At 54.1% G+C, this 19333-nt stretch carries 14 protein-coding genes and 3 pseudogenes; 8 read left to right on the forward strand and 9 right to left on the reverse strand.

Features of this window, described 5'->3' with window-relative positions; translation table 11 throughout:
• The 7 genes and pseudogenes from A3OI_RS19715 to A3OI_RS21850 all read left to right on the forward strand — a co-directional run.
• Window positions 1-226, forward strand: a pseudogene (locus A3OI_RS19715) (IS66 family transposase); the annotation flags it as partial.
• A gap of 667 nt (window positions 227-893) precedes the next feature.
• Window positions 894-1118 (forward strand): annotated as a pseudogene (locus A3OI_RS21845) (transposase domain-containing protein); the annotation flags it as partial.
• 354 nt (window positions 1119-1472) lie between these two features.
• Complete coding sequence (locus A3OI_RS21105; RefSeq protein WP_018404019.1) at window positions 1473-1964, forward strand: superinfection exclusion B family protein; 492 nt, start codon at window positions 1473-1475, stop codon at window positions 1962-1964.
• 108 nt (window positions 1965-2072) lie between these two features.
• Complete coding sequence (locus tag A3OI_RS0109355; RefSeq protein WP_018404020.1) at window positions 2073-2774, forward strand: hypothetical protein; 702 nt, start codon at window positions 2073-2075, stop codon at window positions 2772-2774.
• Window positions 2775-3084: 310 nt separating this feature from the next.
• The gene (locus tag A3OI_RS0109360) at window positions 3085-4038 is read left to right on the forward strand and encodes an IS1595 family transposase (protein WP_026224109.1); all 954 of its coding nucleotides are present in this window, start codon (window positions 3085-3087) and stop codon (window positions 4036-4038) included.
• A gap of 26 nt (window positions 4039-4064) precedes the next feature.
• Complete coding sequence (locus tag A3OI_RS19725) at window positions 4065-5627, forward strand: polysaccharide biosynthesis protein (protein ID WP_018404023.1); 1563 nt, start codon at window positions 4065-4067, stop codon at window positions 5625-5627.
• Between the two features lie 78 nt (window positions 5628-5705).
• Window positions 5706-6181: pseudogene (locus A3OI_RS21850) on the forward strand (MBL fold metallo-hydrolase); the annotation flags it as partial.
• Here the strand turns inward: A3OI_RS21850 and A3OI_RS0109380 are convergent.
• The 4 genes from A3OI_RS0109380 to A3OI_RS0109405 all read right to left on the reverse strand — a co-directional run bounded on the left by A3OI_RS0109380 (window position 6161) and on the right by A3OI_RS0109405 (window position 8207).
• Entirely contained in the window at window positions 6161-6658 is a 498-nt protein-coding gene (locus A3OI_RS0109380; protein WP_155903069.1) for a hypothetical protein, read from the reverse strand. The pseudogene A3OI_RS21850 and the gene A3OI_RS0109380 overlap by 21 nt on opposite strands.
• A gap of 152 nt (window positions 6659-6810) precedes the next feature.
• Window positions 6811-6987, reverse strand: coding sequence for a hypothetical protein (locus tag A3OI_RS22705; RefSeq protein WP_018404026.1), 177 nt, complete (start codon window positions 6985-6987; stop codon window positions 6811-6813).
• A 637-nt stretch (window positions 6988-7624) separates the two neighbouring features.
• Window positions 7625-7915, reverse strand: a complete 291-nt coding sequence (locus A3OI_RS0109400) for a HigA family addiction module antitoxin (protein ID WP_018404029.1) — start codon at window positions 7913-7915, stop codon at window positions 7625-7627.
• Between the two features lie 13 nt (window positions 7916-7928).
• Window positions 7929-8207 (reverse strand): type II toxin-antitoxin system RelE/ParE family toxin, encoded by a 279-nt coding sequence (locus A3OI_RS0109405; protein ID WP_018404030.1) that lies wholly within the window; start codon window positions 8205-8207, stop codon window positions 7929-7931.
• A gap of 172 nt (window positions 8208-8379) precedes the next feature.
• On the opposite strand from A3OI_RS0109405, the gene A3OI_RS22710 reads away from it, so the two are divergent.
• Complete coding sequence (locus A3OI_RS22710; RefSeq protein ID WP_155903071.1) at window positions 8380-8634, forward strand: hypothetical protein; 255 nt, start codon at window positions 8380-8382, stop codon at window positions 8632-8634.
• Between the two features lie 655 nt (window positions 8635-9289).
• Here A3OI_RS22710 and A3OI_RS0109410 read toward each other — a convergent pair.
• From A3OI_RS0109410 to A3OI_RS0109425, 5 genes are read right to left on the reverse strand one after another with little or no spacing between them, the layout of a single operon-like run.
• Window positions 9290-14893, reverse strand: a complete 5604-nt coding sequence (locus A3OI_RS0109410; protein ID WP_155903073.1) for an ADP-ribosyltransferase-containing protein — start codon at window positions 14891-14893, stop codon at window positions 9290-9292.
• A complete protein-coding gene (locus tag A3OI_RS22715) occupies window positions 14802-15410 on the reverse strand; it encodes a hypothetical protein (RefSeq protein WP_155903076.1) in 609 nt (202 codons plus the stop codon). Before A3OI_RS22715 ends, A3OI_RS0109410 begins: the two co-directional genes overlap by 92 nt.
• Window positions 15411-15427: 17 nt before the next feature.
• Window positions 15428-16162, reverse strand: a complete 735-nt coding sequence (locus A3OI_RS0109415; RefSeq protein WP_155903078.1) for a hypothetical protein — start codon at window positions 16160-16162, stop codon at window positions 15428-15430.
• A 21-nt stretch (window positions 16163-16183) separates the two neighbouring features.
• On the reverse strand, window positions 16184-18496 hold the full coding sequence (locus tag A3OI_RS0109420) for a hypothetical protein (protein WP_018404033.1): 2313 nt from the start codon (window positions 18494-18496) through the stop codon (window positions 16184-16186).
• A 23-nt stretch (window positions 18497-18519) separates the two neighbouring features.
• Window positions 18520-19323, reverse strand: coding sequence for a hypothetical protein (locus A3OI_RS0109425; protein ID WP_018404034.1), 804 nt, complete (start codon window positions 19321-19323; stop codon window positions 18520-18522).
• Between the last annotated feature and the right edge of the window lie 10 nt (window positions 19324-19333).

A 19333-nucleotide genomic window follows, 5' to 3' on the forward strand; every position in this document is an offset into this window, starting at 1 on the left:
CGAGCGTTACCGCATTCGTCAGGAACTGAGTGTACCCAGACTGAAAACACTGAAGACCTGGCTGGAGGCTAACGCGGGCAAAGTCGCAAAAGGCACCCTGACACGCACCGCCATGGATTATACGTTGAACCAATGGCCCACCTTGGTGGGTTACTGCGAACGNGGCGACCTACAGATCAGCAACGTGCTGGCCGAAAACGCCATCCGTCCATTCGCTCTCGGTCGAAATTATCCTCGGTCCTTAGTTATGTAAGGATGTGCTCATCAGGCGTTTGAGAGCCGGCCAGGATAGATGCTGATTTGTTTGGCAGTTGAAGTACTTAGCGGCATCTGCCGTGTACTGCACCGAGGTGAGTTGATCACCTGAATCTTACATAACTATAAGCTCTGCAAAAACTGTAAAACACTGTCCGACGGGCGGTATCGCGCCGATGCTTGGGGCGGGGCGTGGAGCCTTTTCAATGCCCGGTCCTTCATCGCCAGGTCCGCTTCGACATATTCGTGGGTGGTCACCGATATCGGTAAGGTCGGCTTCCTGTGCCTTCAACCAGTGCGCTAAATGCGCAATACCATTGAAATATTCCTTGATGGCTCCTGCCGCATAACCGCGCTCATTGAGGTAACGGAGATACGCATCGGCACTCGTGCTGAGCAGTGAATCGGCGAATCATTGGTATGCCAGTGGCGACAATGAATGAACAGACTCAACCATGGTGACTCTCCTTCCTGATCAGGGCGGAGTCACCATGACAGCACCGGTTATTATGGAAGGCAATTCAGTGCAGGGAGTGGATTACGGCGGTGAAAAGGCGGCGATTTTAAACGGCCTCTTTGAGAAACCTTCCATAACTGACAACCTCGGATAATTTCGATTATGGAAGTGTTTCCATAATCGAAAAGCATGGCTTTTTGCAGATACCTCGCAGGGCGCACGGGCGAGTGCAACGTGTTACTCCCTGGTCGAGACCGCTAAAACCAACAGCCTGGAACCCTCGGTTTATATTCAGCATGTGCTGGAGCGCATTGCTGACGCTGACACACTGGAAAAGCTGGAGGCACTGCTGCCATGGAGCGTGGATCTGGAACGAATCTCAAAAAAAGTGTCGCAGATCGACTGAGGACAAGTGGGTCGATTTAAGGGCGCTTACCAACTCGCCTCCGGCCTACGCCTCATATGATGTTCTTGTTCATCAGCTCGCAGCTTTGCTAGCGGCTTCCTCCAGACCGCGCCTCGCGGGTTGGCCCTTGCCATTCGCTAGTGGTTAGCGTTCAATCGGTAAAACCGGCTGAACGGTGATCTTCCCACAGGGGACTTTCACCCCATTAGTTCATGCCCATGCTGGGCGTACACAAGGCGTTCCAGGGGATCCCGAACACTCCGCGGCTGTTTGCGCATGCCTACGGCATTGTTGCGCAAACAGCCACTCCGCATTCGGGCCCGCTGAACTGGGCGTTAGCGACAGGAGCGCAACATGGATCCAAGCAAATGGTTTGAATGGGTCAAGCTTCCGACAAAGACACTTGCGGCCCTTTGTATTGTGTTTGGGATCATGGTCTTCTCGGGCGACGCAGCGCTTGAGAAGTTCGGACTAAAAGAACTTGTGCAAGAATATAGGGCCTATCTTGGTGCGGGGTTTCTAATGACGCTCGCCTTGACGCTGGTTAACAGTCTAGCCGCAGCATGGAAGTTTATTTATCCATGGATAGCGGAAGCGCATTGGGTTCGCCTTGGTAGGAAGCGCCTTCAGAGGCTTAACCCAACTGAGAAAGATATCCTTCGCTACTACATCCACAATCAGACGCGTAGCCAATCACTCCCCATTCAGGATGGTACTGTTAATGGGCTCCAGCGGGAGAAAATAATCATCAGGGGAAGTTCTCTTGGCTCTTTGCGCGGTTTCGATTTCATAATTCAGCCATGGGCCTGGGAGTACTTGAATGAACGCCCGGAGCTTCTTGATTGATGGCAAGTGCGCTAACAAGGCCAGGCACGGCGACGCCTTTTTCGTTGCGGCTTCGCCTCCACTACAAAGCCGCGCATGCTGGCGGCGTTATGTTTTCGGGAGTATGCATTGAGAGACTTTTTAGTATCTTTGATAGGTGGTGGATTTGTAGGCGCAGGCGCTGTAGCAGTTCTATTCAAGCTTTTTATTCAAAACCAACTAGCGAAGTCACAAAGAGAATTTCAACATCAGATCGACAGGAAAAGACTCCAACTTGAGGCCGAGCTAGCGGTCTTTGCAGAATCAAAGAAGGAACACTCGGTCAGTTATCAGCAAAAGAAGGTTTCAGCCCTTGAGGGTTGTTACTCTGCCGTCGTAAGTACTTCGCTTCCAAGGCATCAGTTCCGCAAAAAACCTACAATTAGCCGGTTTTCGGGAACGCCAGAGGAACAAAACGCGTCAAGATATTTTCATCTCTTCTCAGAGAACTTCCAGGCCTTCGGGCGGGCATTTGATTCAGTATCGAATGCTTATGCCAAATTAGAGGATGTTGGCCTATATGTTGCCCCGGAGCTTGAAGGTAAAGTTACCAACACTCTCAGAAAAATAAATGACTTCTATATGCGAAAGCATGCAGAGATGTGGAACGCCCACGAAGAGGCTGGGGAGCATTTCGACGGCAAAGGTATCGAAAGTGAACATATAACTTTTGATTTTCAAGCATTCCATAATTCGATGCTTCGAGAGTGGAACTTTGAGACAAAGGAGCTTCGTCAAGAGTTAAAAGATGAACTCCGGACGGTTCTGCAACCCGACTCGGATCAAACATAACCAGTGCAGGCAAGCGTTAGGCTACTTTCGAAGAGGTGAGCATTGAGTATTATTAAAAGAGCAATATATTCAGATCCTTTGGCTCGTGTAATAACGGCATTACTCTGTCTTTCGTCTGTTTGGTTCTCAGCTTCATTCTTGCTTTGGAAGCTTGAGTTAATTGATTCAGGGTTCGCTGGAATGGCTATTTATATTGGCGCATTTATTGGGTCTATCTTTGACTTTCATCTATTTAATTATGGCTCTGTCTGAGTTAACTGTTGCAGTGGTCTAAACTGAATTGTGAAATCTCCGAATATGAGGGGTGATCATGAAAACGATTCAATTCTCACAGTGGATAGCCCAGCTCTCCATCCTTAACCCAGAGCAACGCGATCAACTGCGATCCCGCCTTTCGGGGGCTGGCGACTTGCCGCTGGACGTCATCAAAGCCCCCAGTCGCTGCCCGCATTGTCAGTCCCGTGAGCGTCGGTCATGGGGCTCCAGCGGTGACCTACCTCGGTATCGCTGCAAGGCCTGTGCGAAAACCAGTAATGCTCTGACGAGCACGCCAATGGCGCGATTGAGGAAGCGCCATCGTTGGCAAGACTATGCCGAGGCGCTCACCCAGAGCTTAAGCGTGCGCAAGGCTGCAACCCATTGCGGCGTCAGCAAGAACACAGCCTTTCTGTGGCGGCACAGGTTTCTTTCTCGGATTGCTGATCACCAGGCCCAGCATGCATCTGGCATTGTCGAAGCGGATGAAACCTTCTTCTTGGAGTCCTTCAAAGGCCAGCGAGACCTGCCCCGCCCACCTCGCAAGCGAGGCGGGAGTGCCAAGCGACGCGGCCTGTCTGCTGAGCAGATCCCGGTGTTGGTGGTAAGAGATCGCAGTGGACAGCAGGCCGACTTCAAGCTGGAAAAGCTTGATGCGCGCCACGTCGGGGAACGACTACGCCCCCTGGTAGACGCGGACGCGATTCTTTGTACCGACAGCGCAGGTGTCTATGCCCATTTTGCCAAGGCAGAAGGCATTACTCATCGACCGGTCAACCCGAGTCAGAAGCGCCGGGTTGATGGGGCTTTTCACATCCAGAACGTCAATGCCTACGATAGCCGGCTTAAGAACTGGATGATGCCTTTTCATGGTGTGGCCACGAAGTACCTAACCCACTATCTGGGCTGGCGGCGCCTGCTTGAGCGCTACAAGGCACGGCTCAACCCATTGATTTGTCTAGGGGAGTCGCTGGGGTATACGAATGTGCAACAGCTAACTGAGACATAGCCTTTATTTTTGTCGGTGGCAGCCGTATGAGCATGCGTATGCTGGTGCAGTACTCTTCCGGGCGTGATAAAGAGCGTGTGGGGATTATAGGCGCCGGTAAAACCGCTGTTCAGCTGGCTAAAGCCCTGCAGCAAGGTGACGAATACCACCCTGTCATGTTCATCAGTCTGATACCTGGCAACCACAAAACCTTAATTGTGGGTTTGCCGGCGTTTGCGTTGAGCCATTTGGAAGAGGCGGTGCGTAGCCATCGGGTTAAACGCTTATTGTTGGCGGTTGACGCGGATATGGATGTCAATCGTCGCGAGTTGCTGACGCAGCTGGAAAAGTTGAATCTTCCGGTACAAACCGTTCCGTCGTTCAGTGAAGTGATTGCCGGCCAGGTTCGCATTAACGACATTCGCGATCTGGAAATTGAAGACCTGCTGGGGCGTGATCCGGTGTGGCCAGACAACGCCCAGGTGGCGTCGTCTCTATTCGAACGATCGGTGATGGTGACCGGTGCAGGTGGTTCGATTGGTTCTGAGTTGTGTCGGCAGATTATTCGCCACCAGCCCAAGTGCCTGGTGCTGTTTGAACAGTCAGAATTTGCTTTGTACGCTATTGAGCGTGAGCTTCAGCAGATCAACGCTGCGGAAGGTTTGGATGTGTGTGTTCACCCGCTGTTGGGCAGTGTGGTGCATCGTCGGCGCTGTGAATCGGTGATGCGTTCGTTCGCTGTACAAACGGTGTATCACGCGGCGGCGTACAAGCATGTGCCGCTGGTAGAGCACAATGTGATTGAGGGTGTGCAGAACAACGTGTTTGGCACATTGCACACGGCCGAGGCGGCGGTTGCAGCCGGTGTTGAGTTGTTTGTGTTGATTTCTACCGATAAAGCGGTACGGCCCACCAATGTGATGGGCGCCAGTAAGCGTATGGCGGAGTTGGTGTTGCAGGGGCTGGCGCAGCGCCAGAGCGACACGGTTTTCTCTATGGTGCGTTTTGGTAATGTGCTGGGCTCATCAGGGTCTGTGGTGCCATTGTTCCGGGATCAGATTAGCAGCGGTGGCCCGGTGACGGTCACTCATCCGGATATTATTCGCTATTTCATGACCCTTCCCGAAGCCAGCCAGCTGGTGCTGCAGGCCGGTAGCATGGGTGAGGGCGGTGAAGTGTTTGTGCTGGATATGGGCGAACCGGTCAAGATTGCCGATTTGGCTCGCAAGATGATGCATTTGATGGGCCGCCGCGAAAGAACCGCCGAGCAGCCAGACGGCGAGATAGAGCTGGTGTTCAGTGGCCTGCGCCCTGGTGAGAAGCTTTATGAGGAGTTGTTGATTGGCGACAACCCCCAGGGTACGTCACATCCGAGAATCATGATGGCCCGGGAAGTGTCTATGTCACCGGAGGAACTGGATGCCACGTTGAAGGATTTGCTGCGCGCGAGTCACGATTTTGACTGTGGCCGTGTTGTTGAAATCCTGAGTGATGCGCCTACGGGGTTTGTGCCCAATGGCGGGGTCGCGGATCTTGTTTGGTGCAATGGTGAGACTCCACCGGCGGTTGTTCCTTCAGGGGTGAGTAACATTCGGCGGTTTCCCGTTTAAGCTCAGAAACTACCGTCATCAAGATCTGGGCTAAGGATGGTCTGGTTATTTGTTTTTTGAGAACAAGGAATGTTCCCCATGATTAATATTTCCCACCACGGTGCCACCACCGGCGTAACTGGTTCCTGCCATGAACTTACCTTCGGCTCCGGAGCCCATAAAAACGGTATCCTAATAGACTGCGGCATGTTCCAGGGCCAGGAAGAGGGCCTGGATGCTTCTGCTTGTGATCTCTCCATTGATTTCCCCATTGATCATATCGGATATCCGCGCACTGGTGGTTACCCATGTGCACATTGATCACGTAGGGCGGATTCCCTATTTGCTGGCTGCGGGATTTGAGGGGTCGATTATCTGTTCGGAGCCCTCGGCCATCATGTTGCCGGAGTGAGGAGGGTGAGTGTTCGCTGGCGGTCAGGTTGCAGAGAGCCGGGCATATTCTGGGTTCGGCTTATGTGGAATGTGATGCGCGCGAAGGTGATTCTAAGCAGCGCATTGTGTTCAGTGGCGATCTGGGTGCGCCCCATCCGCCGTTACTGCGGGCGCCGGAGTCTTCGGTATACGGCCAAGATAGTTGACGCTGCATACATGCCTTTCTGGTTGCCGGAATGCTCCGACTTGCTGGCTTTCTGGGCCCTTCGGGTGGCATCGATCATCGGCGATCTGGGCAGGTACTCGCTAATCACCAGTTTCTTGAAAAAAATGGTCAGGCCGGCGACAACTGCGTTCATCGTCGCGGCCTTGCGACGTGTACCGGAGTCGTAGAAGGGGCGCCACTTCGGGTTGGCCATTCTCAAACCATGCTTGGAGATATAACCGCGTTGGCGGCCTTCCCCCTTTTTTTCAGCTGACCCTTTGGACGTACACCAACTGGCGGGCGGTTTCTTAACAAACTCCATATAGCCGTCGACGTCATCACCCCCAATCTCGCGTAATGATTTCTTCCGGATAACCCAGATGTAGTTCAGGAACCGTTGCACTTCGCCCCGGAACTGAGAATAGGTCCCGGCGTTCGTCGCATGGCGCATCAAGAAGAGGGCGCCGGCATGCCAGTCGTCACGACAGCCAGAGGGTAGGGTGCTTTAAAATGCCTGTAGAGAGGGGTAGTCCTCCGGGCGATCGATCTGGTCGCTGAGAGTTTTCGGCGTATCGAATAGCGGATGCCCGGGGAATTTTGAGTTGTTCATTGAGTGTGAGCCAGTTTGAGCCGATCGCTAACGCTTGTGCGTTTTGCGGTACGCATGTAGGCATCTTCCTTTGACTCGAGGTCACCAAACAGGCGTTTACGAAGCCTGTTGATGGCTCGAATCTCACGACGAATCTCATCCTTTTCGGATTCAACGTTCAGGGCTTCGAGCATGGATTTGCGGTCCTGAAGTGCCCATTGAATGGTTAGAATTCGCCACGCAGAAGACCGTCGTCCGAAAGTAGACTGCCTCCATCTCCGCCATCAACATGGCCATCAATGTCGGCCACAATGAGTTTTCCTTCGGGCCCGTCAACATATCGAAGCGATCCCGAACCAGAGCCCCCAAAAATTTCGATCCCAATGGCCTGGGCTTGCCGCGCATACCGGCTCAATCCTTGCGATCCGCTCAACTTCCTTTGGGTCCAGTCCCGCGGCTTCACATTCTTTGTGATTTGCATACATGATCGGGCTCCGGTCAGCGTCGATTTCGAAAATGTCGCATGACGCGCTTAGGTGTGATGCCAAGAAGGAACCAGGCCGACGCGCAAAACCATCCAACTGTGATCAGGAGACCGATATATCCGGGCCAAGGACGATTAAGTAGCTCAAAAGTGGGGAGGCTGGCCAGCCCGGTAGACAGAACAATCCAAACCGCGAAAAGTGTGGGATTAAAATAAAGTTTCATCCTCATTAACAGAAAAACCGCCTTAACTGCGGCGGTTTTTCTTAGCAATCTGGGTAAAGTATCACCCTGCAACAGCGTGGTTGTAACAACCGATCTCTGATTCATGAAAATAAAGTGCCATCCTTAACCGTTCACCGCTGACTGCAAAGCCTTGATCGGCGGTTGAGGATGCTGCCTGGCGAGCGCCAAATCATAATTTACCTGCATAGCGAGCCATGCGCGGGCGGTGCTTACACCAGCCATTTCCAAGCGTAGAGCAAGGTCAGAGCTGATCGCCGCTCGACCGTTCAATACTCGGGACAGGGCTACGCGAGACATTCCCAGCCGTTCAGCCGTTTCCTTGACTGACAAGCCAAGCTCGGCAAGCACGTCTTCGCGTAACAATTCGCCAGGGTGCGGAGGGTTCATCATCATAGCTTGATCTCCTTCAGTGATAATCAACGTAGTTGACCAATTCGACATCTACCCCAACAAACCGAAAGGTCACACGCCAGTTGCCGTTAACCCGGACTGACCAATAGCCCCTTAGCTCGCCTTTCAGTTGATGTAATTTGAACGAGGGCATGTTGAGGTCTTCCGGGCCCGCTGCAACATCTAGTAATGCCAGGATGCGCCGAAGCTTAACAGCATGTTCAGTTTGAACGCCTCGGGTCGTCCCTGTCCTATAGAAGGCTTCAAGCCCTTTGTGCTTAAATCCTGTAATCATAGCTTACTGTATCGCGTAACGTTACATGGTGCAAGTGTGAGTTCGCCAAGATGATGCTTTGTTTTCAAGGGTGAAACTTTATTTTATGGGATAACAATTTATTTTCATCCCACACCAGTGCTAATACGCTTTAATATGATTGGAGAACGGAGCGGGTGATGAAAAAGCTACTTTGCAACAACTGATGATTGATGGAGTGCCGTTCCCAGTTGGGTTCACGCCTGCATTTTGCACAAAAAGCGAGGCTGAAGGGTTTGATGGTATCTGGCATGTCCACAACTCAGAGCCAGGTTTCAAATCTGGAGAGTGGTGCTCACATGGGCAGGTTTACGAAATAGGTATCGACCCCAGTGACTGCCTGGATCATACACCTAAAATTGCGATGGATTTATGCCCTGAAGATTCGATTTTCAAGATCGTTTTATAGTACGCAATTTCACATTGGAATTCGGAGAGGTGCATGGCAACGATTAACGACATATATGAGGCGTACCAAGCCGGTGCCTGTCAATCTCACCGAACATCAGCACAAAGCCTTGCGGATCCGGGCTGCCGAATCGGGTGTTTCGATGGGGGCGCTGGCCAGAATGGCGATACGTAACATATTGCCTCGGGATTAGTGCCGTATTATTGCGCGCAATCGGGAAGCTCGAAAAGATTTGTCGATGCGTGCCTATGAGCATTTTGACTCGAGCACGAGCTCTCCTGAAACGCTGAACGCTGCCTGCCCCAGAACACCTATTCTTTTGCTGAAGTCCAGGCTGGGTTGCCTTTTCTGTTTAAGCCGGTTTGGAGATCATAAATGCGACCCTCAATCCCTGGCTCTGAAAAATCAACACACCCATCTTTGGCCGAATACCTCCTTGAGCCATCACGAGACCTGAATGCACAGAGGCTATGCTTCTCGCCAGACTCAAGATTCTCGAAAAAACAGTGGAGATTCGTTTTTTACCCCAAGCTTTAAAAATCAGCCTTCCTCGCCATGTGCCGTCTGGCGCAGGTGTGCAATCTGAAAAGCTGACCTTGGCATCCGTAAAACCGTGTGCGCGCATCGTGAACTCATTGTGGCTAAAGCCGTCGATTCACATTTCCAGGCTCATTCCTTCGTCGTTATCCAGATCTTCATCCTGTAACGATTCAACCGATTTTCCGAAGGTTTGTGGCGCTGGTCTGTTCCTGGCACGGTTGGCCCCCGTGCTCTCGTAGGCATCCTCAATCGCATCCAGTATATGGTCATCTCCAACGTGCCGGGCCCGGCCGCCAAACATGGCTATGTTTTCCTTCGCATTGATAATAGCGCTGTGTCGATCCATGTAATGACGCGGGGAAAGGAGGTCCCTATAGGTTTGCGCTAGTATTTCTTTCAGGCTGTCTTCGGAGTCATCTGCAGATCCGGTGAACTCTGCGTACAGGGAGTCCCGCACATGGCGTTCGGCATTATCGAAGTGCATTTGGGTGAATCCGTCCTCTTCCATGTCCGCCAGCGAGTGCTCCAGGTGGTCCATCGTTTCCTCAAGCTTTTCATCTAGGGCCTCGGCCAACAGGAAATCTTTTATCTTGTAGGCAGCTGCTACCTGTTCCATTAACAGGGGGATGGTTTTCTCGGCGTCCCTGATCTGTTGTGGCTGGGTGTACTCGGCGCCGCGGCTGTACCGAATGTCGCTGTTGTGTGCACTGAAGATGCCCGTATTGCCGGTGGCAGACTTGACCATGTGCGCCTGGTAAGCGGTGTAATAGGTTTGGCCATACGGCCCGGCGAGCATTGCACCGTCATAACCTTGTTTTAGCATGCCTGCACGGAAGGCCTTGGACCACTCCCGCATTTCGAGAATGGTGGACAGCTCCGACAGGTGTTTCAGCCCTATGGTCTCAGCCATATCGTTGATGGCTTTATCGCCAGAGGAAAAGTCAGCCGGGTTCTGAATAGAGGCATACAGCGGCATGATAAACCCTCCGGGGGTGTCCAGCGGGCAATCTTCGCTCATGTAAATCCCGGCGCCGGCCACACCTGTCGTCCGGTCAACATCAAACGCGCTGAAATCGGCGTCCGTTGCGTGAAAGAGTGTCTTGGGTTCTCCGGTTTGGGTGGTGACGGCGCTGTGTCCGAACCAATTCCGGAACGCTTCGGTTTCGGTTGGATTCAGTATCTCTGTTGCTTGGTGGAGCTCGTCGTTCACCGCCCGGATGGTGACCAGGGTGTCGTCCCAGATGACATAATTGTGCGTTTCTTCTCCCGGTGCTTGGCGGCTAAACTGATCGCGGTACCGAAGCCCTGGGATGCCTATGGCGTTGAAGTATCTGCTGGCGGCCTCATTATTGTCGGGTTTCGCCTGCCGATTGGCACCTTCCAGTGTCCGGTCGGATAAGAATGTCGTCAACTGATCGTATAGGTCGGCCCCGGACATCATTTGCCCGGAAACAGGGAAGGGTTCGTTGCCGAGCATTTCAGTCAGGCCTGTATCCCGAATGACGCGATACACCGATGTGGGCTGTTCAGTCAAAGGACGCTCCCAATCTAGGAGCTGGTCATCGTCTGGAATTTTGGCTTCGTACAGGTTATTCCCGGTATCCGAATGCCCGCGCCCTTGAATTCGGATGAGTTCTTCCGCTGTGTCGTCGTATAGACCGCGCATTTTGCCCTCGCGTTGGCGGGCAAAATCGATAGCCTGTTCCATTGGTAGACCTTTCAGCAAGTCCTTGGCCACGGCGGAGGCTCCAAGCACGTCCCAGCCTGCGATCATTGAGGCATGGGGAACTTGGGCAAGCGCATCCCGATAAAACTCTGCTACCTCCCGGTGCCCCGCAAAATACAATCCCCACCCGAACGCAGCGGCACCCTCACCACTGCCGATGGCCTCCAATGAGAACCGATCGAACTGATGAGGGGTGCCGTGATATGCACGGCTGTACCGGATGTCCTGGTTGCTGGCGTCAAAGGTGCCGATGTTGCCGGTGGCGGATTTTATTTGCTTGGGGCTGAAGGCAATAACTTCCTCAAAATCATCACGAACAATGATGCCGTCGTAGCCATCAGCCTCCATCTCACTGCGCCAATCGGTTTCGCGGCCAGCGTTATTGTCGGCATCACGGTAAAACTGGCTTGCGGTGTCGTATTTCTTGGGATTGCGAATACTCACGTATAGCGGCATGACATTCTGCCCGCCATCGCCATCGCGCCCGGCCATTTCTGCGTAGCTGTTTGATAGTTGCCGGCTGCGGGTTAAATAGACGCCGAGTGCAGCCCCGGGATGCCCGGTATTCTGGCCGCCTCGCTCGACTTCAAATGCACTAATGTCAGACGCGGTGCCGTGATACATGACAATCGGCTCACCATTATCATCCGCCACCTTGCTGTCATCGAACCACGCGGAAAACGCTTCGGTATTGGTTTGCTTTGGCGCCTCGCTTTGCCGGCTGACGGCCTGCACCGATACCAAATCCGCGTCCCAGATGACGTAGTTGTAGGTTCCGTTGCCTGGTGAATGCCGGCTGAATTGATCGAGATAGCGCAATCCCGGGATGCCACTCTGGCCCAGCAGCGTGCTGCCGTATCGTTCACCCCGGATGCCGCCGATAGTCGCGTAGACCGTTTGCCCGGAAGGGTCACTTTTCAGGAACAACGGTTTGCCATCGATGTCCAGGGGCAACCCCCGGTCAACCGCAGCGGCTTCAATCTTTTCACGGACACCCTGGGGCTGCTGGCTGAACGGTTTATCGTAATCCAGGAAAGCGGACTCGTCGGGGATCTCGACTTCGTAGAGGCTGCCTCCTTCATCGACAACCGAAACCTCTTCTCGCAAATAGTCTACTGCTTCGGATAGCTCAGGGTTTTCTGACGCGATTTGGTCCCATCCCTGGCCTCGCACCAATAAGGTGATGGCCTGTCCTTCCGGTGAGCCCACGCCAAGCAGTTCCATTAACTCACCTGCCTGAAAGCGCCCATTTGCGGTATCGAGCATCCTTGCAGTGATGTTGTCGCGATAAAGCTCGGCAACCTCACGTTTATCTGTGAAATACAGTCCCCATCCAAAGGAGATAGCGCCCTCGCCGGACCCGATGAACTGTGTGGAAAACCGATCAAACTTATGAGGACTGCCGTGATATGCACGTCGGAAACAGGTATCAAATTCCCCTGGGCGCTCGAAACCGCCATAACGGACCACCTGTTCAGCGCCGTGGAGCAGGTTTAGCAGGTCGGAGTGGGTCAGGGGCAATTCAAAGCCCATATCGCGTAGGCCAGACCGCACGTCAGCCATGTATCGGTGCGTTTCCGTAAGCTGGCGGTGCTCACCAGACTCCGCCAGCTGTGCCATCAGCTCCTCGGCCAGTAATTGGCGATGTTCGGCTACGTCCTGATTGAATGGCGGTTCTTTGAAGTAGATGCTTTTGATTTGTTCCGCCAGCGACGTTTCTGCCATGTCGACATAAATCCGCTCTAGTGTCGGCTCCAATTGTGGGCCGAGAAGCGTGCGCAATCCATAATGGCCAATCACCTCATGCAGTACTACCTCTTCCAGAGCTTGCCGGCTTGGTAGGCGAGGCGCCACCAGGTATACCGTATTATTCCAGAACGCCGCTCGCATATCGTGTGCAGCCCGTTTTTTCCAGATATCGCGTTGCAGGGTAGCGGGCAGCTCACTGATCCGATTGACCGCCACAATCTCCGGGCGCGCCTTCCAGTTCTTCATCAGGCCATCGGAAATCACCTGCGCCTGGTCACGGGTTAGCCCGTTGGCGGTCGATTCGCGCTGGCGAAGAAAGTTTGCCGGTACCGTGTTGGTGGTGCGAAAGGGTACTTCGACATTGAAGCTGTTCTTGTTGCGAAAAATGACGATCGCCTGGTCTGCCGGAATATCGGCTGTGCGTTCAGGATGAGTGTTTCGGCGCTCAGTTTCGTTCAACCCGCGGCGTGTTTCGGTATTACGGGCCTCGATCTCACCGGCCAGGGCCCGATAGATCTCGTAGGTTGAGCTGAAGTAGTGACGATCCCGGAGTGCTTCGGTGGTTTCTTCTGTCTTTTTCAGTTGTTGCAGGGGGCGAGTTTCCTGCCGGGCTCGGCTGGCTTCTCTTTCCAGTGCGTTCAGAACACTTTTTAGCTGGCGCTGATCCTGGCGAAACTGCTGGAATACCGGTTCGGGGATGACGCTGCGAATGAGGTCGGCAGCTTGGGCGCTTTGCTCTCGCAGGAAATGATTCCTGGCCTGCATTCGGTGTCGTTTTGGCAGGTCATACCACTGGCGCTGCAGATCATCGAATGCCTGGCGTGATGGGCTTTGCCGTACTTTGTCGTGGAAAACCCAGCCCATTTCATTGCGGATCAGGCGCAGCACACCGCTGGGCCTGTCACGGTTGGCGTAGCTCATCAGCCGTTGCGCCGACTGATACATTAGGCCATAGGTGATCATATCCGAGGTATTGCCCTCGGCATCCAGTAAAGACTTGTGGGTTGCGGTCCACTCATCCACCTTTTGCTGCTGCTCGATGCTCAGTTCCTTGAGCCGGTCTTTGATCCGGTTGGTGAAACGTTCCTTGGGCATTCCGCCGTAGGCAAACCCTTCCGCTTCCTGGATGGCGTGTTGAGTTTCGTGTAATAAAACCTCCAGGATCTGTCCGTGAGACAGGTTGCCGTTCAGTGTTATACCGGTACCCCAGTCAAACTCGCCCCAATCGTTTTCGTGCATCGAACGGTCTAAGCGTACCGCCTGTTCTTTTAGCCGTGGGTACGCCGCATAGAGCCGAGGGTGATCCAGAATATCGCCCATCTCGACAATCTGGCCATCAATGTCCGATATCGAGGCAATGCCCTTAAACTCGCGCCGCGTCAGATGATTGACCAGGCTGATCCCGGCATCGGACTGATTGTGCCCGAAGGCCGCAATATAGTCGGGCTTGCCTTCTCGGTAACTGGCCTTGACCAATTGACCGTCTTCACTGAACGACACTTCCTGATAAACGCGGTTCAGAACCTCATCTTCGAAGGCTTGCGGAATACCGATGGTCAGCCTGGCGTCATCGTCACTGATCTCATATCGCCAATTCCCATCCACGCCTCTCAGCCAGCCGGTCTCTCGCCAGATGATTTCGGACGTGATGCGGTTTTTTTCGAGTAGGCGGGCCTGGTCCAGTAACTGTAAATCGGAGGATTCTGCCTGCGGTCCGGCAAACAGATAGCGGGGGTCAGTGCGAGCATAGCGAATGTCCGGCACCGTTGGATCAAAGGTACCGGTATTACCGATGGCCGACTTGATCTGCGCAGGGTCGTAAGCCTGCACCTGATCCACGACACCCGTGGTTCGTTCAATCAGGATGGCGCCGTCATAGCCCGCGGCCTGCAATTCCCGGCGATCCAGGCCTCGGTCAATGAATCGAAGCCAATCGTCTTCCTCGGGGTCGGCAATGACGATATAGGGGTTCTTGACGCTCAGATACACCGGATAAATGCCACCGGCTTTTCCCTCATCCGTCCCTAATGCCGACACGAACCCCTCTGCGTAGAGCGGGTCGGGCGTAAAGTAGACGCCATCAAGGTCGTTGGGGAGTTCGAACGCATCAATGACGGTATCGGGTCGCGTCCCATGATACAAAACCATGGGTTTACCCTCGTCGTCCTGGAGCCAGCTTCCGGCAAACCAGCGCTGGAAGGCTTCGGTGCGTATGGATTCGGCTAACGGGTTCAGCTTGGTCATTTGTTGATTTACCCAGGGCATTGTAACTCGGCATCGGAGCCTTCGGTTGCGTTGATCGCCGAGGGCGTGGGGTCGTATCGCTTCGCCAGTTCCAGCAACCACTGTTCCGGGTACTCGTAATCGTAACCGCCCCAGGGTCCGGTACGCTGGATGGCAGGCTGTCATAGGTGACTGTTGGCTCAACCTCTTCAACTCGCACCAGCTTCACCATGTCCTGCATTCGATCAATGTCCGCCATGGCCATAGAGCCGTCTGGCCCCGGTTGAACGTGAGGCGTGAGGGAACGACCGATTAGCTCGTAAACACCCATGCCGATACCGTCAGGCAGGTTCTGTTCCTCCGAGAGCGGCTGGTTGTCCCGGCCCACGTATTGAGCCCGCAAGAGTTCACCGTAGTTCCCCAGAAAACCAGACACCCGATCCCCGTTGGGGAGAAACGCGATGGCCTCAGTCAGCTCGTACCGCTGGAGCGGAATGCCTTGGGTGGTTTCGGCGCAACGCCAGCTGTAGTGCCCCATCGTGCTCGTACTCCTTCTTAAAGGCCGGGTGCGCTGTCGAGGTCTTCGTAATCCTCATCGATCAGCTCGAAGTGTTCATCTTGCGCTTCGATGAGCAGTTCCAGTTCCAGGCGTTCCTGGAGCAGTTGCGCCTCTTCTATAAGATCTTCTCTTTTCGGAGTTTCGTTCATCTTTGCGGTGTGTTGGTTCTGGCGCTTGACGTTTTCATAGTCCCTGTACAGCGTTGCCTCGGTTTCACGGCCCCGTTCGGAGGATTCGATCTGTTCTTGCCACGAGGGCGTTTTCCGGCTTTCCTCGGTAAACAGGTCTTCGTTAACGGGACGGCTGTATTTGTAAGCCATCAGGCACTCGATCAACTCGCGTTCGGCTGGCAGATTCACCGTGGACATAAATATCTTGAGTTTTTGCAGTCGCGTTTCGGCAATATCGTGAGGCAGGTCCAATGGCGTGACGTTGAAAAACGGCCCTTCGGTTTCCTGGGCTTCGGGCTGATCAACGGAGTGCTTCAGTCGATTCTCGTGAAGTGTTTTCAGACCGTCCGCCAGTGTCAGCCAAGTTTTGTCCGACATTTCATGATGCAGATCGAGGCTTTGATGTAAAATGGTCGCAACGACGGAGGGCTCTGCTCCAAATACTTGGTGATGTTTCGCCTTATACTCCCCCGCCAGAGCATGACTTGTTGTGAAAAGCTGCAGTTCATCGGGCGTCTCATGCTCAAATACTGCATACACCATGTTTTCGTTGTTCATCAAAGTTACCTCTCCGTTAGCCGGTCACAACCCTGGGGCCGCTTCAAGCAGAAGTTCATGCTCTTCAAATGCCGTTTCAATGCCGCGCCGTGCTTGGTCCCACGACATGGCTTTGATCCGCTCTCTCATATCAACGCTTTCCTCCCTACTGAAATCGGAGGTCGCCACTTTCTGAATCAGATGGCGTTTTATGTCTTCCAGGCTGGCGGTCTGAAATACGGTTTCATGAACCTGTATCTTGGGGGCGCCGGCCAGATCGCCCATATCCACTGACAGCATGAAATCGCCGTCATAGCTGGCGATCTCTGCGGCCCACACCGCGCTATCCGGCTCAAGGAGGCTGCCGTGCAACAGGTACACTGTTGCGTCCATCAGCTTGTGTACCTCTTCCTCGGATCGGGCGGTCATGTCATCGGCAAACAGGGGCGTGCCCTGGCCATCTTTGTACGTCAGCCCAAGCGGCGAAAACTCGGTCACCGACCGGTAATCGTCCGGGTGTAGCCAGTGGCCGGTTGAGACAATCTTTTTCTCCTCGCTCAGCATGACCGTCATCAACCCTTTGAACTCCGGATTCTCCTTGCCGACGCTGGGGTTCTCCGGATTGATGCGAAGTGCCGCATAGGCCGCCACCCGATAGCGGCCGGTTGATGATATGTCCCGGAGCTTAACCGGCTTGTTCAGGCGTTCTCCCTGTTCGGACAGAAGATCAAAATGCAGTGTCGCTTTGCCATCACTTTGCGTTTCCTCGCCGGTAATAATCACGCCGGGCGGGTGGCTCTGGGATCGGGTGCTGACCGAATCCGGTGTTCGGAATTGCCACTTCTCCCGTTTCGCGTTGCCCGGATCAATGAGCAGGGCCAACCGCACCAGTCGTCTTGCGTTGATCCCTTGCGCTTCGTTGCCAAAGCCTGGCGCCACGATGCTCTTTGCCGTGTCGCGCAATTCCTTTGTCATGCCTTTGAGTTTCGATTGAAGCGTGTCGACGTCTTTCTCATGCGCATTACTGATGAGATCGCGCCAGCGCCCGTGAATGGCGCTCAATCGGTCTTCCACGGCATCCGGTTTCGCCCGATGTTCCAGGTTGGCCGCTGAAGTGCGGATCAGGTCTTTGCGTTTCTCGGCCTGTGTTGGGGTGTTCTCCAGTCCGTTATCGCTGACCGGCATAATCTGGTGGCGCCTGCCCGGGGCCGTCACAACCAGGATGTTCGGCAGCGTCGTTACCACGTTCTCGGATGGGTGAGGGTTGATCGCGGTGGCGATGATCGGCTCACCGTCTTCGTCATCCAGCACCAGAATATCGTTGCGTCCAGATTTACCCAGTTCCACCAAGGCGTACTGATCATCGGAAATAATGCCATCGAGGTAACGAATGGTCGGTGAATCGGCGTTGATTTCTTGGCTGGTAAGGTTCGCCTTGAGCGCACTGATCACTTCGGAGGCCGGCAGACGGTCTTGAAGGCCAAACGACAGCAGGTTGTCGACGTTGGGGACCTGTTCGGCGCTCTCAAAATTGTTATCGATCCACTGGCGCCAGTATTGCGGTGTTGCAATGCCCTCGACAGCGGGCAGGTTGTACCGCAGCGTGTTCTGGCCCCCGACAAGAGCCTGGTTCAGATGATCTTCCATCGGGACCCCTGACTTGTTGTTGTTCTGGCTCGCCATGGCGTCGTATGTCTGTCGGGCGTGTATCAGCGCTTCACGCATAGAGAGGGTGGGGCGGCTCTCATCCGGCTGGTTTGAGGGGAACTGGCTGGACAGATAATTGTAGAACTCAGACAGGAACTCTCTTTTCGATGCGATGAGCGAAGTCTCGCGAACCTCCTTCTGGTTGTTCCCGTGCTCTTCTCGGGCGAGGGCTACCGCTCTGGCCAGCGCCTTTCGACCCATCTCGGATTGCGCCCATGTATGGAAGCGAACAGGGTCGACATCACCCTCCACAACACGCTGGATATCGTCTGCCAGGTTCGAATGCGTCTGGTGTATCGAGCCCAGGCGTTGTCGGTCCGGTTCGGAAAGCGCGTCCCAGGCGGAGTAATTCACGCCGTCAAGCTCAGTCATCAGCTGTTCGATGGACTGATACATCTCATATCGTTGCTGGCGCAGGGTTGGCTGATCACGCTCGCGCAGTGCCGCAACAGTTAGCTGATCGTGATTCTGGCTCTGAAGCTTCACCGTTGTTCCTTCCCGCGGCAACGCCGTTTCAGCCAGCATGCGCAAGGAGGATGCCAGCAGTGAGGCCACCGGCCGTCGGCTCAAGTGGCTGCTCTGGGATGAGCTGTCCGTCAATTGATGGAGGGCCGTCAGATGAGCGTTGAGGTCTCGCAGGTTGGCTGTCATGGTGCGTCTCCCGACTTAATTCATCATCCCGGAGCGTTTTCCGGGTCCGATTCTTCAATAGGTGATGGGTCACGAACCCTGGCTTCTTCGGCGTTGGCAAAATTCTCGGCTAATCGGGCGCTTACAACGCCCGGCACCCCAAGGTCCGTCTCGCGGACACCAGTATCATGTTGTCGCTCTTTAATGGATTGGGCGAGCATTGCAATCTCCTCACCCAGGCCGGGGTGCTCTTCGCCCATAAAGGTTAAGTGATCTTCGTATTCAGACATTAGTGACATCAGGCGTTCGTGATCACCGCTCGCGCGTCCAGCGAGCGATTCCGGTGTCATGTCATTGCTGACATTCTTCCGGGTCAGCATCTTCGAGTAATCGCTGAAAAACGCCTCATTGATCGGGCGGCCCGCTTTGTTGGCCATGACGATTTCGATCAATTCACGCTTATGTATCAGATCCTGAAGGTCGCCAAAGCGCTCAAGAATCTGCAAGCGGCTTGTGGCGAACTCAGGCGCAAGGGTCGTTGGGGTATGCGTGAATGTCGTAATGGGGTCGGCAATCGAGGCTGGGCGGAACGCTGACATCTTTTCCAGTACCGGTTCAACTTGTCCAGCCAGATGCTGCCAGTCTCGATCACACAGCAGGGAGTCCCAGGGCGCATGGCCGATTTCAAGCAGGACCACAAAGGCCGGAGCGTATGCCCTGAGTGCATGCCCGTTTGCCAGCATCATTTCCATTTCATGGGTATCGGATGTTGCTTGGATCAGCTCACCGACGCTGTTGTCGATTAGATAAAACATTTTTTGAGTGGCCGTATTGTGACTTTGCGCCATGGTGATCGCC

The organism is Marinobacter gelidimuriae (genome assembly GCF_000372805.1).
Lineage (GTDB): Bacteria > Pseudomonadota > Gammaproteobacteria > Pseudomonadales > Oleiphilaceae > Marinobacter > Marinobacter gelidimuriae.

Excerpts from the sequence above, each read along its gene's own strand:
- A3OI_RS0109420 (WP_018404033.1), bottom strand. The coding sequence starts at position 18,496 with ATGACAGCCAACCTGCGAGACCTCAACGCTCATCTGACGGCCCTCCAT.
- A3OI_RS0109360 (WP_026224109.1), top strand. The coding sequence starts at position 3,085 with ATGAAAACGATTCAATTCTCACAGTGGATAGCCCAGCTCTCCATCCTT.
- A3OI_RS0109400 (WP_018404029.1), bottom strand. The coding sequence starts at position 7,915 with ATGATGATGAACCCTCCGCACCCTGGCGAATTGTTACGCGAAGACGTG.
- A3OI_RS0109425 (WP_018404034.1), bottom strand. The coding sequence starts at position 19,323 with ATGGCGCAAAGTCACAATACGGCCACTCAAAAAATGTTTTATCTAATC.
- A3OI_RS22715 (WP_155903076.1), bottom strand. The coding sequence starts at position 15,410 with ATGGGGCACTACAGCTGGCGTTGCGCCGAAACCACCCAAGGCATTCCG.
- A3OI_RS19725 (WP_018404023.1), top strand. The coding sequence starts at position 4,065 with ATGAGCATGCGTATGCTGGTGCAGTACTCTTCCGGGCGTGATAAAGAG.
- A3OI_RS0109405 (WP_018404030.1), bottom strand. The coding sequence starts at position 8,207 with ATGATTACAGGATTTAAGCACAAAGGGCTTGAAGCCTTCTATAGGACA.
- A3OI_RS0109410 (WP_155903073.1), bottom strand. The coding sequence starts at position 14,893 with ATGACCAAGCTGAACCCGTTAGCCGAATCCATACGCACCGAAGCCTTC.
- A3OI_RS21105 (WP_018404019.1), top strand. The coding sequence starts at position 1,473 with ATGGATCCAAGCAAATGGTTTGAATGGGTCAAGCTTCCGACAAAGACA.
- A3OI_RS22705 (WP_018404026.1), bottom strand. The coding sequence starts at position 6,987 with ATGCTCGAAGCCCTGAACGTTGAATCCGAAAAGGATGAGATTCGTCGT.